The organism is Krasilnikoviella flava (assembly GCF_900167525.1).
In the GTDB taxonomy this organism is placed as follows: Bacteria; Actinomycetota; Actinomycetes; order Actinomycetales; family Cellulomonadaceae; genus Isoptericola; species Isoptericola flavus.
Genome location: NZ_FUZQ01000008.1, coordinates 293,421 through 306,248 on the forward strand (window position 1 = coordinate 293,421; position 12,828 = coordinate 306,248).

The 12,828-nt window shown below is 74.2% G+C and carries 11 protein-coding genes; 7 read left to right on the forward strand and 4 right to left on the reverse strand.

Annotation, left to right across the window (positions count from 1 at the left end):
- Nucleotide 1 precedes the first annotated feature (1 nt).
- The gene (locus B5Y66_RS21200; RefSeq protein WP_079576599.1) at nt 2-724 is read right to left on the reverse strand and encodes a TetR/AcrR family transcriptional regulator; all 723 of its coding nucleotides are present in this window, start codon (nt 722-724) and stop codon (nt 2-4) included.
- 112 nt (nt 725-836) lie between these two features.
- On the opposite strand from B5Y66_RS21200, the gene B5Y66_RS21205 reads away from it, so the two are divergent.
- A complete protein-coding gene (locus B5Y66_RS21205; RefSeq protein WP_079576600.1) occupies nt 837-2,033 on the forward strand; it encodes an FAD-dependent monooxygenase in 1,197 nt (398 codons plus the stop codon).
- Nucleotides 2,034-2,042: 9 nt separating this feature from the next.
- Here B5Y66_RS21205 and B5Y66_RS21210 read toward each other — a convergent pair whose 3' ends face one another.
- Both B5Y66_RS21210 and B5Y66_RS21215 read right to left on the reverse strand, forming a co-directional pair.
- On the reverse strand, nt 2,043-2,786 hold the full coding sequence (locus B5Y66_RS21210; protein ID WP_079576601.1) for a class I SAM-dependent methyltransferase: 744 nt from the start codon (nt 2,784-2,786) through the stop codon (nt 2,043-2,045).
- A 56-nt stretch (nt 2,787-2,842) separates the two neighbouring features.
- A complete protein-coding gene (locus B5Y66_RS21215; RefSeq protein ID WP_079576602.1) occupies nt 2,843-3,598 on the reverse strand; it encodes a DUF4118 domain-containing protein in 756 nt (251 codons plus the stop codon).
- 289 nt (nt 3,599-3,887) lie between these two features.
- Between B5Y66_RS21215 and B5Y66_RS21220 the strand changes: the two genes are divergently transcribed.
- Genes B5Y66_RS21220 through B5Y66_RS21245 form a run of 6 tightly spaced genes read left to right on the forward strand, consistent with a single transcriptional unit; the run spans nt 3,888 to nt 11,723 of the window.
- The gene (locus B5Y66_RS21220; protein ID WP_079576603.1) at nt 3,888-3,977 is read left to right on the forward strand and encodes a potassium-transporting ATPase subunit F; all 90 of its coding nucleotides are present in this window, start codon (nt 3,888-3,890) and stop codon (nt 3,975-3,977) included.
- On the forward strand, nt 3,977-5,650 hold the full coding sequence (gene kdpA, locus B5Y66_RS21225) for a potassium-transporting ATPase subunit KdpA (RefSeq protein ID WP_079576604.1): 1,674 nt from the start codon (nt 3,977-3,979) through the stop codon (nt 5,648-5,650). Before B5Y66_RS21220 ends, kdpA begins: the two co-directional genes overlap by 1 nt.
- Before the next feature lie 5 nt (nt 5,651-5,655).
- The gene (gene kdpB, locus B5Y66_RS21230; protein WP_079576605.1) at nt 5,656-7,809 is read left to right on the forward strand and encodes a potassium-transporting ATPase subunit KdpB; all 2,154 of its coding nucleotides are present in this window, start codon (nt 5,656-5,658) and stop codon (nt 7,807-7,809) included.
- Between the two features lie 49 nt (nt 7,810-7,858).
- A complete protein-coding gene (kdpC, locus tag B5Y66_RS21235; RefSeq protein ID WP_079576606.1) occupies nt 7,859-8,473 on the forward strand; it encodes a K(+)-transporting ATPase subunit C in 615 nt (204 codons plus the stop codon).
- A gap of 2 nt (nt 8,474-8,475) precedes the next feature.
- Complete coding sequence (locus tag B5Y66_RS21240) at nt 8,476-10,998, forward strand: ATP-binding protein (protein WP_079576607.1); 2,523 nt, start codon at nt 8,476-8,478, stop codon at nt 10,996-10,998.
- Complete coding sequence (locus B5Y66_RS21245) at nt 10,995-11,723, forward strand: response regulator (protein WP_079576608.1); 729 nt, start codon at nt 10,995-10,997, stop codon at nt 11,721-11,723. The genes B5Y66_RS21240 and B5Y66_RS21245 overlap by 4 nt, the downstream gene beginning before the upstream one ends.
- 23 nt (nt 11,724-11,746) lie before the next feature.
- Here B5Y66_RS21245 and dapA read toward each other — a convergent pair whose 3' ends face one another.
- Nucleotides 11,747-12,751: a 4-hydroxy-tetrahydrodipicolinate synthase gene (gene dapA / locus B5Y66_RS21250; protein ID WP_079576609.1), complete on the reverse strand. Its 1,005-nt coding sequence runs from the start codon at nt 12,749-12,751 to the stop codon at nt 11,747-11,749.
- Nucleotides 12,752-12,828: the final 77 nt, after the last annotated feature.

The following is a 12,828-nucleotide window of genomic DNA, read 5'->3' on the forward strand; positions in this document are numbered from 1 at the left end:
GTCAGCCGCGCTCGTCGGCGAGCGCGGCGACGCCGGCGACCACCCGTGCGACGCCGAACCGCAGGGCGTCGTCCCGGGCACCGGACGACGCCCCGGTGAAGGCCGCCAGGGAGTGCGGGTACTCGCCCGCGCGCTCGGCGAGGACCGGCGCGAGCCGCGCGGCGAGGTCCGCCTCCGGGGACGCCCCGGCGGGCTGCTGGCGCACGAGGGACATCACGTGCCCGACGAGGAGTGCGAGCGTGTCGAGCTTCTCCGCACCGGTGAGGGGGAGGCCGGCGAGCGCCGCGAGGCCCGACTCGAACCAGGCGAGCTCCACCGGGCCGGGCACGTGCGGGCGCTGCGCGAGCTCCACGGACCAGGGGCGCGCGAGGGCCCGCGCGTGGACGCTGCGTGCCCAGTCCGTGAGCGCGACATGCCAGGGGGACCCCGCCGCCGCGGGCGGCGGTGTCCCCAGCGCCGTGTCGAGCATCAGCGCGTCCAGCTCGACCCGGCCGGGCACGTAGCGGTAGAGCGCCATCTTGGTGGTGCCGAGACTCTCGGCGACGCTCTGCATCGTCACCGCGTCGAGCCCGCGGGCGTCGGCGATCGTGGTCGCCGCGGTCACGATGCCGTCGATGCTGAAGCGCGGCCGGGGACCACGGCGCACCGGCGTCGCTCCCCGCCACAGCAGCGCGACGACGTCGTCGCCGCCCTTCGCGCCCGTGTCCCGCCGCTCCGCGCCCATCGCTCCCCCTGCCCCGGTCGGTGCCGGGCCCTCGTGCCGGATTGGTATTGCGTCCATCGTATGCGGTTGTTTACTGTGTCTCCAGGACGCAATTAGACAACGGGAGCACACCATGACCACCACGAAGATCCTCGTCTCCGGCGCGAGCATCGCCGGGCCCGCCCTCGCCCGCTGGCTCGGCCGCAACGGGTTCGACGTCACCGTCGTCGAGAAGGCGCCCGCGCCCCGTCCCGGCGGCCAGGCCGTCGACTTCAAGGGGCGCACCCACCACGACGTGCTGACGCGCATGGGCGTGCTCGACGACGTCCTCGCCCGGCAGACGCCCCGGACGGACTGGCGCCTCGTCGACGCCGAGGACCACGTCCGCGCGGTGATCCCCGGCGAGTTCATCGGCGGGGACGTCGAGATCCTGCGGGGCGACCTCGCCGCGATCCTGCACGAGCACAGCGCCGCCGACGCGCAGTACCTGTTCGGCGACGAGATCGTGGGCCTCACCGAGACGACCGACGGCGTGCACGTCGCCTTCGCGCACCGGCCCACCGAGCGGTTCGACCTCGTCATCGGTGCCGACGGCGTGCACTCCGCCGTGCGACGGCTCGCGTTCGGCCCGGAGGACCGGTTCGTGCGGGACCTCGGGTACTGCTACGCCGTGGCCGGCGCCAGCGCCCCGCTCGACGACCTCGAGACCCGGCGCCCCGACGGCCGCGGCGTCGCCTACGGGTACACCGAGCCCGGCCGGCTCGCGCTGCTCGGCGGGCAGAAGGCGCCGAGCCTGTTCGTCTTCCGCACGCCGGGGACGCGGGCTCAGGGCCCGGGCTACGACCGGCACGACGTCGCGTCGCAGCGCGCGCTCCTCGAGGCCGCGTTCGCCGGCGCCGGCTGGCGGGTGCCCGCCGCTCTCGACGCCGTCCGCCGGGCCGACGACTTCTCCCTCGACGTCCTGGCCCGCACCCGGATGACGTCGTTCACGCGCGGGCGGTTCGCCCTGGTGGGCGACGCCGGCCACGCCAACACCCTCGGCGGCTTCGGTACCGGGCTCGCGCTGGTCGCCGCCTACGCCCTCGCCGGCGAGCTGGTCGCCGCGCGCGGCGACCACGAGGCCGCGTTCGCGACATACGACCGGCGGATGCGCAAGCTCACCAAGGTCGCCCGGTCGGGCAACGCCGGCCCGTTCCTGGCCCCGCCGTCGGCGGCGCGGATCCGGGTGCGGGACTGGAGCTTCGCGAACCGGTGGGCGTACCGCTCGATGCTGTGGATGACGGACACCTTCGCGACCGACGACGCGATCCCGGCCTACGACCTGCGGTGACGGGCGCCCTCAGGGCAGGCGGGCGAGCAGGCTGAACGCGTTCGGCACCCGCCCGTCCCAGGCGGCGGCGTCGATGCCGGCGGGGAGCCAGAACTGGTCGGGGTGCTCCTCGAGGTGCTCCAGCTCGAACCCCGAGGCCAGGCACGCCATGACGAGCTCGGCGAGCGTGTGCTGCCGCTCCACCGCACCATTTCCCGGGAACGTGTCGTTGACGTGCGACCGCTCGAAGTACCCGCGGTCCGGGCGCACGCGGATCTCGTCGGCGTCCCACGCCCACAGCGGCACCAGCGGGTGCGCCTCGTAGACGTAGAACCGCCCGCCCGGCCGCAGCAGCCGGCGCACCTCGGCGAGGAACGCGTCGAGGTCGGGCACCCAGATGAGCGCGCCCTTGCCGGTGTAGACGAGGTCGGCGCACGCGTCGTCGAGCCCGCTGTCGGGCATCGTCGCGCGCGTGTACCGGCAGGGCAGGCCGAGCTCGTCGGCCCGGCGCTGCGCACTCGCCACGGGCGCCTCGCTGTAGTCCAGGCCGTGCACGGAGCGCGCGCCCAGCCGCGCCAGGGCGAGGTCGTCCAGGCCGTGGCCGCTCATCGGGTGCACGACGTCCGCGCCCTGGACGACCGGCCTCAGCGCCTCGACCTCCACGGGCAGCAGCTCGACCGTGCGGGCCTCCTCCAGGAGCGCGTCGTACTCGTCGGTGTACTTGCGCGAGGCGATGGCCCACGCGGCCCTGGTGTCGTCGTCGACAGCGTCCATGCGGTCACCCTGGCACGGCGGCGGCGACCACCCCACGGAATTCCGGGCCGGGCGCCTCAGGTGGTCGGCCGCGGACCGGTCAAGGCTGCGCCCACCTGCCCGGCGAGGGTGGCGGCGACCAGCCGGCGGTCCAGGTCCGGCCGGCAGACCCGCGTCGAGGAGGTGAGCAGGTACCGGCCGTGCACCACCCCGCCGTGCTCGACCAGCAGCTCGGTCACGTCGTCCACGGGCAGCCCGTCGCGCTCCACGTCCACCGGGCGCCCGTCACGGGTCACGGTGCCGTCGCCGTGCAGGCGCGGCCGGGCCGGAGGGCTCGGGGCCGTGCCCGGGTCGAAGCGGCAGGCGTCGATCCCCAGCACCTCGACGATCTGCCGCTCGACCGCGCCGACGAGGCCGTCCGTCGACACCCCGTCGGCCACGGTGCGGGCCGCGGTGACGATGCCGCCGAGATATCCCGCGCGCTCGCTCGCCCGCGCCTGCTGGCGGCGGCCCCACAGCGCGATCTCGGTGACCGCGACCCCGACGACGAGCAGGAGCACCGCCGTCTCCACGTCGGCCGGGTCGTCGATGGTCAGGCGCTGATAGGGCTCGGTGAGGAAGAAGTCGAACCAGACACCGCACGACAGCGCGGCGAGGACGCCGGCCAGGCGGCGGCCGGTCGCCGCGAACGCGACGACGACGAGGACGAGCCCCAGGGCCGCGTTCGTGTTGGCGACGCTGTCGCGGAACGCGGCGAGCACCGCGCACGCCGCCAGCGGCACCAGCAGCGCCGCCCACGGCACCAGGACCGACCCCCGCGTCGTCGTTCTCACACCTCCATGAACCGCCCGGCGTCGACCCGGTGTCAACAGGCCGAGGGGCGCACCCGTATGGCTTCCGTCAGGGTGCGCCCGGGCGCCGTATGGATCCCGTAAGAACGGGCTTCGCGGCCTCCCGCCGGGTGTTGCATCGACGTCGGCGCCTGAGAAGGGTGCCCGGCCCGCCGTCCGGCGGCCGTCGAACTCGAAGTGGGGACGTGCTGGTGCTTGACGTCGTCTACGTGCTGGGCGTGATCGCCCTGTTCGCGCTGGTCGCTGGTGTGGCGAAGGCGGTGGAGAAGCTGTGATCGTCCTCGAGCTCCTCGCCGCGGCCCTCGGCGTGGCCGCGCTGGTCTACCTCGTGGTGGCCCTCGTGAAGCCGGAGCGGTTCTGATGGGCTGGGTGTGGGCGGTCGCCGCGCTCGCGACCGTCGCTCTCGTCCTCGCCGCGGTCTACCGATCGTTCGGCGACTACATGGCCGGCGTCTACACGACGCCCCGCGACTGGCGCGTCGAACGGGGCCTCTACCGGGTCCTGGGCGTCGACCCGCGGTCGGGGCAGACGTGGCAGGCCTACCTGCGCGGCGTGCTGACCTTCTCGGCCGTCGGGCTCCTGCTCGTCTACGCGCTGCAGCGCACGCAGCAGTGGCTGCCCTACTCGCTCGGGCTGCCCGCCCCCTCGGCGGACCTGTCGTTCAACACGGCGGCGTCGTTCGTGGGCAACACCAACTGGCAGTCGTACTCGCCCGAGCTGACCCTCGGCTACACGGTGCAGCTCGCCGGGCTCGCGGTGCAGAACTTCGTCTCCGCCGCGGTCGGCATGGCTGTGGCCGTGGCGCTGGTGCGGGGCTTCGCCCACCGCCGGACGAGCACGATCGGGAACTTCTGGGTCGACCTGGTGCGCGGCTGCTTCCGCATCCTGCTGCCGATCTCGGTCGTGGGCGCCCTGGTGCTGATCGTCGGCGGGGTCGTGCAGAACTTCGACGGCTTCACCGACGTGACCACGGTGGCCGGCGGCGCGCAGAGCATCCCCGGCGGCCCGGTCGCCTCGCAGGAGGTCATCAAGCTCCTCGGCACCAACGGCGGCGGGTTCTTCAACGCGAACTCCGCCCACCCCTTCGAGAACCCGACGGCCTGGACCAACGTCCTCGAGGTCCTCCTGATGCTCGTCATCCCGTTCTCGCTCCCCCGCACGTTCGGGCGGATGGTGGGCGACCACCGGCAGGGGTACGCGATCCTCGCCGCGATGGGCGTCCTCTTCGTGGCGTCGTACACCGCCCTCACCCTGCTGGAGTCCGCCGGGCACGGCACGGCTCCCCAGCTCGCGGGCGGCGCCATGGAGGGCAAGGAGGCGCGCTTCGGCATCGTCGGCTCCACGCTCTTCGCGACGACGAGCACGACGACGTCGACCGGTGCGGTGAACTCGATGCACGACTCGTACACCGCGCTCGGCGGGATGGTCCCGATGCTCAACATGATGCTCGGGGAGGTCGCGCCAGGCGGCGTCGGCTCGGGGCTCTACGGGATGCTCGTGATGGCGGTCATCGCCGTCTTCATCGCGGGCCTGCTCGTGGGCCGCACGCCCGAGTACCTCGGCAAGAAGATCGGCCCCCGCGAGATCAAGCTGGCGAGCCTCTACATCCTGGTGACGCCCACCCTGGTGCTCGCCGGGACGGCGCTGAGCTTCGCGATCCCCGCGGTCCGCGAGAGCGTGACCTCGACGTCGATCTGGAACCCGGGCGTGCACGGCATGTCCGAGGTCCTCTACGCCTTCACCTCCGCGGCCAACAACAACGGCTCGGCCTTCGCCGGCCTGACGGCGAACACCCCCTGGATGAACACGGCGCTCGGCGTCGCGATCCTGCTGGGGCGCTTCGTCCCCATCGTGCTGGTCCTCGCGCTGGCCGGGTCCCTGGCCCGCCAGGACAAGGTGCCCGCCACCTCGGGGACGCTCCCCACCCACCGCCCGCAGTTCGTCGGGCTGCTCGTCGGCGTCGTCCTCGTCCTCACCGCACTGACGTACTTCCCCGTTCTCGCGCTGGGTCCCCTGGCGGAAGGGCTCGTGTAACCCCCATGACCACCGTGATCGACACCCCGTCCCGCACCTCGTCGGCGTCCGCCCGGACGCCGGGAGGGATCTTCACCTGGTCCCAGGTGCGCGCCGCCCTGCCGGGCGCCTTCCGCAAGCTCGACCCGCGCCAGATGTGGCACAACCCCGTGATGTTCATCGTCTGGGTGGGCGCCGCGCTGGCCACCGTGCTCGCCGTCGCAGAGCCGTTCCTGGGCGGCCCCACCGAGTCGGGCGGCACCGCCGTCCCGGCCTCCTTCACCGCCGTGATCGCCGTGTTCCTGTGGCTCACGGTCGTGTTCGCGAACCTCGCCGAGTCGGTCGCGGAGGGCCGCGGCAAGGCGCAGGCGGACACCCTCCGCCAGACCCGGACGGCGACCGTCGCGCACCGGGTCGCGTCCTACGACGACGCCGCCGACCCGGGCGCGCAGGACGCCCGCACCGACGACGTCTCGTCCGCGGACCTGCAGCTCGGCGACGTCGTCGTGGTCGAGGCCGGCGACCCGGTGCCCGGTGACGGCGAGATCGTCTGGGGCATCGCCTCGGTCGACGAGTCGGCGATCACGGGCGAGTCCGCCCCGGTGATCCGCGAGTCCGGCGGCGACCGGTCCGCGGTGACCGGCGGCACGCGGGTGCTGTCCGACCGGATCGTCGTGCGCATCTCCTCGAGGCCCGGCGAGACGTTCGTGGACCGGATGATCGCCCTCGTCGAGGGCGCCAGCCGGCAGAAGACCCCGAACGAGATCGCGCTCAACATCCTGCTGGCCTCGCTGTCGATCGTGTTCGTCGTCGTCGCGCTCACCCTCAACCCCATCGCGTCCTACGCGGCGAGCCCGGTGAGCGTGGCGGTGCTGATCGCCCTCCTCGTGTGCCTGATCCCCACGACGATCGGCGCGCTGCTCTCGGCCATCGGCATCGCCGGGATGGACCGGCTGGTGCAGCGCAACGTGCTGGCCATGTCCGGCCGCGCCGTCGAGGCCGCGGGCGACGTCACGACCCTGCTCCTCGACAAGACGGGCACCATCACCTACGGCAACCGGCAGGCGAGCGAGTTCGTGCCGATCACCGGCGTCGACGCCCGCGACCTCGTGCGGGCGGCGGCCCTGTCGTCGCTGGCGGACCCGACGCCGGAGGGCGCGTCGATCGTCGCCCTCGCCCACAAGGCGGGCGTCGACGTGGGGACCCGCGCCCCCGGCGAGATCGTGCCCTTCACGGCGCAGACCCGGATGTCCGGCCTGGACGAGCCCGACGGGACCCAGATCCGCAAGGGCGCCGGGTCGGCCGTCATGGCCTGGCTGGAGGAGGGCGGCGCCCGCGCGGTGGGCACCGCGGCCGCGGAGGTCGCCGCCGCGGTCGAACGGATCGCGCAGTCGGGCGGCACCCCGCTCGTCGTCGCCGTCCGGACCCCGGGCGAGCCGGGTCGCGTGCTCGGGCTCGTGCACCTCAAGGACGTCGTCAAGGAGGGCATCGCCGACCGCTTCGCCGAGCTGCGGGCCATGGGCATCCGCACGGTGATGATCACCGGCGACAACCCGCTGACGGCGAAGGCCATCGCCGCCGAGGCCGGCGTGGACGACTTCCTCGCCGAGGCGACCCCCGAGGACAAGCTGGAGCTCATCCGGCGCGAGCAGGAGGGCGGCAACCTCGTCGCGATGACGGGGGACGGCACCAACGACGCCCCCGCGCTGGCGCAGGCGGACGTGGGCGTCGCGATGAACTCGGGCACGTCGGCCGCGAAGGAGGCCGGCAACATGGTCGACCTCGACTCCGACCCGACCAAGCTCATCGACGTGGTCCGCATCGGCAAGCAGCTGCTGATCACCCGCGGCGCGCTCACGACCTTCTCGATCGCGAACGACATCGCCAAGTACTTCGCGATCATCCCCGCGATGTTCATGGGCGTGTTCCCGGGGCTCGAGGCCCTCAACATCATGGGCCTGAGCTCGCCGTCCTCGGCGGTGGTCTCGGCGATCGTCTTCAACGCGCTCGTCATCGTCGTGCTCATCCCGCTCGCCCTGCGCGGCGTGCGGTACCGGCCCCTCGACGCGTCCAAGATCCTCGGGCGCAACCTGCTCGTCTACGGGCTCGGCGGCATCGTCGCGCCGTTCGTCGGCATCTGGCTCATCGACCTGGTCGTGCGCCTCATCCCCGGGTACTGACCGGGGCCCCACCAGGAACGACCGACCGGACAACAAGGAGACACCGCACATGAACGCCACGACACGCAGCACGGGACGGACCCTCTGGGTCGCCGTGCGGGCGATGGTCGCACTCACCCTCGTCCTGGGCGTGGGCTACACGCTGCTGGTCACGGGCATCGGGCAGCTCGTCCTGCCGGCGCAGGCCGACGGCTCGCTCGTGCGGGACGGCGGGGGCCAGGTGGTCGGGTCGGCGCTGCTCGGCCAGGGCTTCACCGACGCCGACGGCGCCGCCCTGCCGCAGTACTTCCAGCCCCGCCCGTCCGCCGCCGGGGACGGGTGGGACGGCGCGGCGTCGTCCGGGTCGAACCTGGGCCCGGAGAACCCCGACCTCGTCGCCTCGATCGCGGAGCGGAAGGCCGCGATCGCCGAGCGGGAGGGGGTCGCGCCCGGGGACGTCCCCGCCGACGCCGTCACCGCGTCGGGCTCCGGGCTCGACCCCCACGTGAGCCCGGCGTACGCCGAGCTGCAGGTCGCCCGCGTCGCGGCGGCCCGCCACCTGCCCGTGGACGAGGTCGAGGCCCAGGTCGCGAGGCACACTGAGGGTCGGACCCTGGGGTACCTCGGCGAGCCGGTCGTCAACGTGCTGGAGCTCAACGTCGCCCTGGACGAGCTCGGGAGGTGAGCATGGGTCGTGGTCGGCTGCGTGTCCTCCTCGGGGCGGCGCCCGGCGTGGGCAAGACCTACGCGATGCTCGAGGAGGGCAAGCACCTGCGCGACGCCGGCAAGGACGTCGTGGTCGCGGTCGTGGAGACGCACGGCCGCGCCGCGACCGCCGCCATGGCGCGCGGGCTGGAGGTGGTGCCACGGGTCGCGGTGACGCACCGGGGCGTGGAGCTCGACGACCTCGACCTCGACGCGGTGCTGGCCCGCCGGCCGGACGTCGCGCTCGTCGACGAGCTGGCGCACACCAACGCCCCGGGCCTGGCGCACCACAAGCGCTGGGAGGACGTCGACCGGCTCCTCGACGCCGGGATCGACGTCCTGTCGACCGTGAACATCCAGCACATCGAGTCGCTCAACGACGTGGTCGAGAAGATCACGGGCGTCACTCAGCGGGAGACCATCCCCGACGCGGTGCTGCGCGCCGCCGACCAGATCGAGGTCGTGGACCTCGCACCGCAGGCGCTGCGCGACCGGCTCTCCTCCGGCGTCGTCTACCCGGCCGAGCGGGTGGACGCGGCCCTGTCGAACTACTTCCGCCTCGGCAACCTCACGGCGCTGCGCGAGCTGGCCCTGCTGTGGCTGGCCGACGAGGTGGACGCCGCCCTGCAGCACTACCGCACCGAGCACGGGATCGACTCGACGTGGGAGGCCCGCGAGCGGGTCGTCGTCACGCTCACCGGTGGCCCCGAGGGCGAGACGCTGCTCCGGCGCGGGGCGCGGATCGCGGCGCGGTCCGCCGGCGGCGACCTTCTCGCCGTGCACGTCACGAGCCAGGACGGCCTGCGCGGCGCCACCCCGGGCGCCCTGGCGCAGCAACGGCTGCTCGTCGAGCAGCTCGGCGGCACCTACCACCAGGTGGTGGGCGACGACATCCCGACGGCGCTGGTGGAGTTCGCCAAGGGGGTCAACGCGACCCAGCTGGTCATCGGCGTCTCGCGGCGCAGCCGCCTGTCGGCCGCGCTGAGCGGCCCGGGGATCGGCGCGACCGTGACCCGCGAGGCCGGCAACATCGACGTCCACATCGTCAACCACGCCGCCGCGGGGGGCCGCTCCCGCCTGCCGCGCCTCGGCGGCGCCCTGACGATGAAGCGCCGCGTCATCGGGTTCGTCCTCGCGCTGGTCGGCGGCCCGCTGCTGACGTGGGTGCTCGTGACGTTCCGCACCGAGGAGTCGATCATCTCCGACGTCCTCGCCTACCAGCTGCTGGTGGTCGTGGTGGCGCTGGTGGGCGGCGCGTGGCCCGCCGTCTACGCCGCGGTGCTCTCCGGGGTCACCCTCGACTACTTCTTCATCGCGCCCTACCACACCATCACCGTGGGCGAGCCGCTCCACATCGTGGCCCTCGTCCTCTACGTGGTGATCGCGATCCTCGTGAGCGTCGTGGTCGACCAGGCGGCCCGGACCACCCGCGCCGCGCGGCGGGCGGCGGCGGAGTCCGAGGTCCTCGCCACGGTCGCGGGCAGCGTGCTGCGCGGCCAGGACGCGGTGCAGGCGCTGGTGCACCGGGCGCGCGAGGCGTTCGGCCTCGCCGGGGCGCGCCTCGTCTCCGACGGGGCGGTGCTGGCCTCCGACGGCGAGGTGCCCGAGGGCGCGGCCCGCACGACGATCGACGTCGACGGCCGCGCCGCGCTGGAGCTCTACGGCGCCGACCTCGAGGCCTCCGAGCGCCGCCTCCTGCGCGTCATCGCGGCTCAGCTCCAGGCGGCGCTGGAGCACAACGACCTCGCGGAGGTCGCCAGCGAGGTCGACCAGCTCGCGGAGTCGGACCGGGTGCGCAGCGCCCTCCTGTCGGCGCTCAGCCACGACCTGCGCCGCCCGCTGTCCGCGGCCGCGGCCTCCGTGAGCGGCCTGCGGACCGACCCCGGCACCCTGTCCGCGGCCGACCGCGCCGAGCTCCTGGAGACGGCGGACGAGAGCCTCACGTCCCTGTCCACCCTCATCACCGACCTGCTGGACGTGAGCCGCCTTGAGGCCGGGGTGCTCGGGGTGTCCCGGTCCCCGGTCGACGCGGCCGACGTCATCCTGCCCGCGCTCGACGAGCTGCACCTCGGCCCCGGGCAGGTGGAGCTCGACCTCGACCTCACCGTCCCGCTCGTGCTGGCCGACCCGGTGCTGCTGCAGCGGGTCGTCGTGAACCTGCTCGCCAACGCGACCCGGCACTCGCCCGCGGGGCGCCGGGTCCGCCTCACCACCAGCACGTTCGCCGGCACGGTCGAGATCCGTGTGGTCGACCACGGTCCCGGCATCCCCACCGACCGGCGCGAGGACGTGTTCGTCCCGTTCCAGCGCCTCGGCGACACCGACAACACGACCGGGCTCGGGCTCGGGCTGGCGCTGTCGAAGGGGTTCGTCGAGGGGATGGGTGGGACGCTCGTCCCCGAGGACACCCCGGGCGGCGGCCTCACCATGGTCGTCGCGCTGCCCGCCGCCGCGCCGTCGACCGCACCCGACCAGCCCGACCGACCGGAGACCACCGCGCCATGAAGATCCTCATCGCCGACGACGACCCCCAGATCCTGCGCGCCCTGCGGATCACCTTGACGGCGCAGGGGTACGAGATCGTCACCGCCACCACCGGGACGCAGGCGATCACGCGGGCCGTCGACCACCGGCCCGACGTCTTCATGATCGACCTGGGCATGCCCGAGCTGGAGGGCATCGACGTCATCCACGCCATCCGCGGCTGGTCGGAGGCCCCGATCCTCGTCGTGTCGGGGCGCAGCGGCGCGGCGGACAAGGTCGAGGCCCTGGACGCCGGCGCCGACGACTACGTCACGAAGCCCTTCTCCATCGAGGAGCTGCTGGCCCGGATCCGCGCCCTCACCCGCCGCGTGGCGCACGAGGACTCCGACCCCGTGGTGCAGCTCGGCGACGTCACGGTCGACCTCTCCGCCCACAGCGTCACCCGCACGCGGGGCGGGGAGACCGAGCACGTCCGCCTCACGCCGACGGAGTGGCAGATGCTCGAGCGGCTGGTCCGCAACCCCGGCAAGCTCGTGACCCGCCAGACGCTCCTCACCGAGATCTGGGGCTCCGAGCACGTCAGCGACACCGGGTACCTGCGCCTGTACGTCGCGCAGCTGCGCCGGAAGCTGGAGCCCGACCCCGCCGTGCCGCGCTACCTCATCACCGAGGCGGGGATGGGCTACCGGTTCGACCCCGACGGCGGGCCGGTGGAGCCCGCACGCGAGACCGCGCACGAGGCGTAGCGCCGGCACCTCCCCGGCGCCGGTCACGTGGGGCGGTGCGCCTGCAGCGCGCCCCCGGCCAGCGCGCCGGGGACCAGCGCCACCCGGGCGAGCGCCGGGTCGACCGCCGGCGGGACGGCGGCGAGGTCGGCGACGATCGCCGCCGCCTCCTCCGGCTCGGGCCCCACGAGGGGCAGGCGCACCCGTGGCCCGTCGATCCGGCCCAGCGCGTGCAGCACGGCCTTCGTCGCGACGGCCTGCGGGACGTGGGCGCTCAGCGCGCGGGCCAGCGGCCGCAGGTCGCGGTGGGCCGCCACGGCGTCCGCCAGGTCACCCGCCGCCGCGGCGTCGAGCAGCCGGCGGTAGGACGACGCCGCCACGTTCGCGGCGACGCCCACCAGCCCGACGGCGCCCGCGGCGAGGGCGGGCAGCGCCGTCGGGTCGTCACCGGCGTAGCAGGCGAGGCCGGTGTCGCCGGCGACCCGCCCGAGGCGGTCGAGGTCCCCGCCCGCCTCCTTGATCGCGACGACGTTGGGGTGCTGCGCGGCGCGCGCCAGCGTCGCCTCGGCCAGCGTCGAGCCGGTGCGCCGCGGCACGTCGTACAGCAGCACGGGCAGGTCGGTGGCGTCCGCCACGGTCCACAGGTGCGCCAGCAGCCCCGCCTGCGTGGGGCAGCAGTAGTAGGGCGTGACGACCATGAGCGCGTCCGCCCCCGCCTCCTCGGCGGCCTGCGACAGCACCACGGAGTGCGCGGTGTCCGCGCTGCCGGAGGCCGCGACGACGGCCGCGCGGCCGCCCACGACGTCGACCGCGCAGGCGACGAGGTCGATGCGTTCGTCGTCCGTGAGCGTCGTCCCCTCCCCCGTCGTGCCGCCGACCACGACGCCGTCGGCGCCGTCGCGCGCGAGCCCGTCGAGGTGCCGTTCGAAGCCCGCGACGTCGACCGTGCCGTCCGTGCGGAACGGGGTGACGGCGGCGACGAGCAGGCGGCCCAGCGGGGCCGGAGCGAGGACCGGCAGGAGGTCCCGCGCGGGTGTCTCAGGAGGCATGTCAGCACCGTAGGTTCCGCGCGGCGCGCCGGCCGCGTGCCCGGCGTGAGGATCCCGGCCGTCCCCGCATGCGTTCC

Bases quoted from the DNA above. Each gene is read 5' to 3' on its own strand.
- dapA (WP_079576609.1), bottom strand. From the start codon at position 12,751: ATGCCTCCTGAGACACCCGCGCGGGACCTCCTGCCGGTCCTCGCTCCG.
- B5Y66_RS21245 (WP_079576608.1), top strand. From the start codon at position 10,995: ATGAAGATCCTCATCGCCGACGACGACCCCCAGATCCTGCGCGCCCTG.
- B5Y66_RS21200 (WP_079576599.1), bottom strand. From the start codon at position 724: ATGGGCGCGGAGCGGCGGGACACGGGCGCGAAGGGCGGCGACGACGTC.
- B5Y66_RS21240 (WP_079576607.1), top strand. From the start codon at position 8,476: ATGGGTCGTGGTCGGCTGCGTGTCCTCCTCGGGGCGGCGCCCGGCGTG.
- kdpC (WP_079576606.1), top strand. From the start codon at position 7,859: ATGAACGCCACGACACGCAGCACGGGACGGACCCTCTGGGTCGCCGTG.
- B5Y66_RS21205 (WP_079576600.1), top strand. From the start codon at position 837: ATGACCACCACGAAGATCCTCGTCTCCGGCGCGAGCATCGCCGGGCCC.
- kdpA (WP_079576604.1), top strand. From the start codon at position 3,977: ATGGGCTGGGTGTGGGCGGTCGCCGCGCTCGCGACCGTCGCTCTCGTC.
- kdpB (WP_079576605.1), top strand. From the start codon at position 5,656: ATGACCACCGTGATCGACACCCCGTCCCGCACCTCGTCGGCGTCCGCC.
- B5Y66_RS21210 (WP_079576601.1), bottom strand. From the start codon at position 2,786: ATGGACGCTGTCGACGACGACACCAGGGCCGCGTGGGCCATCGCCTCG.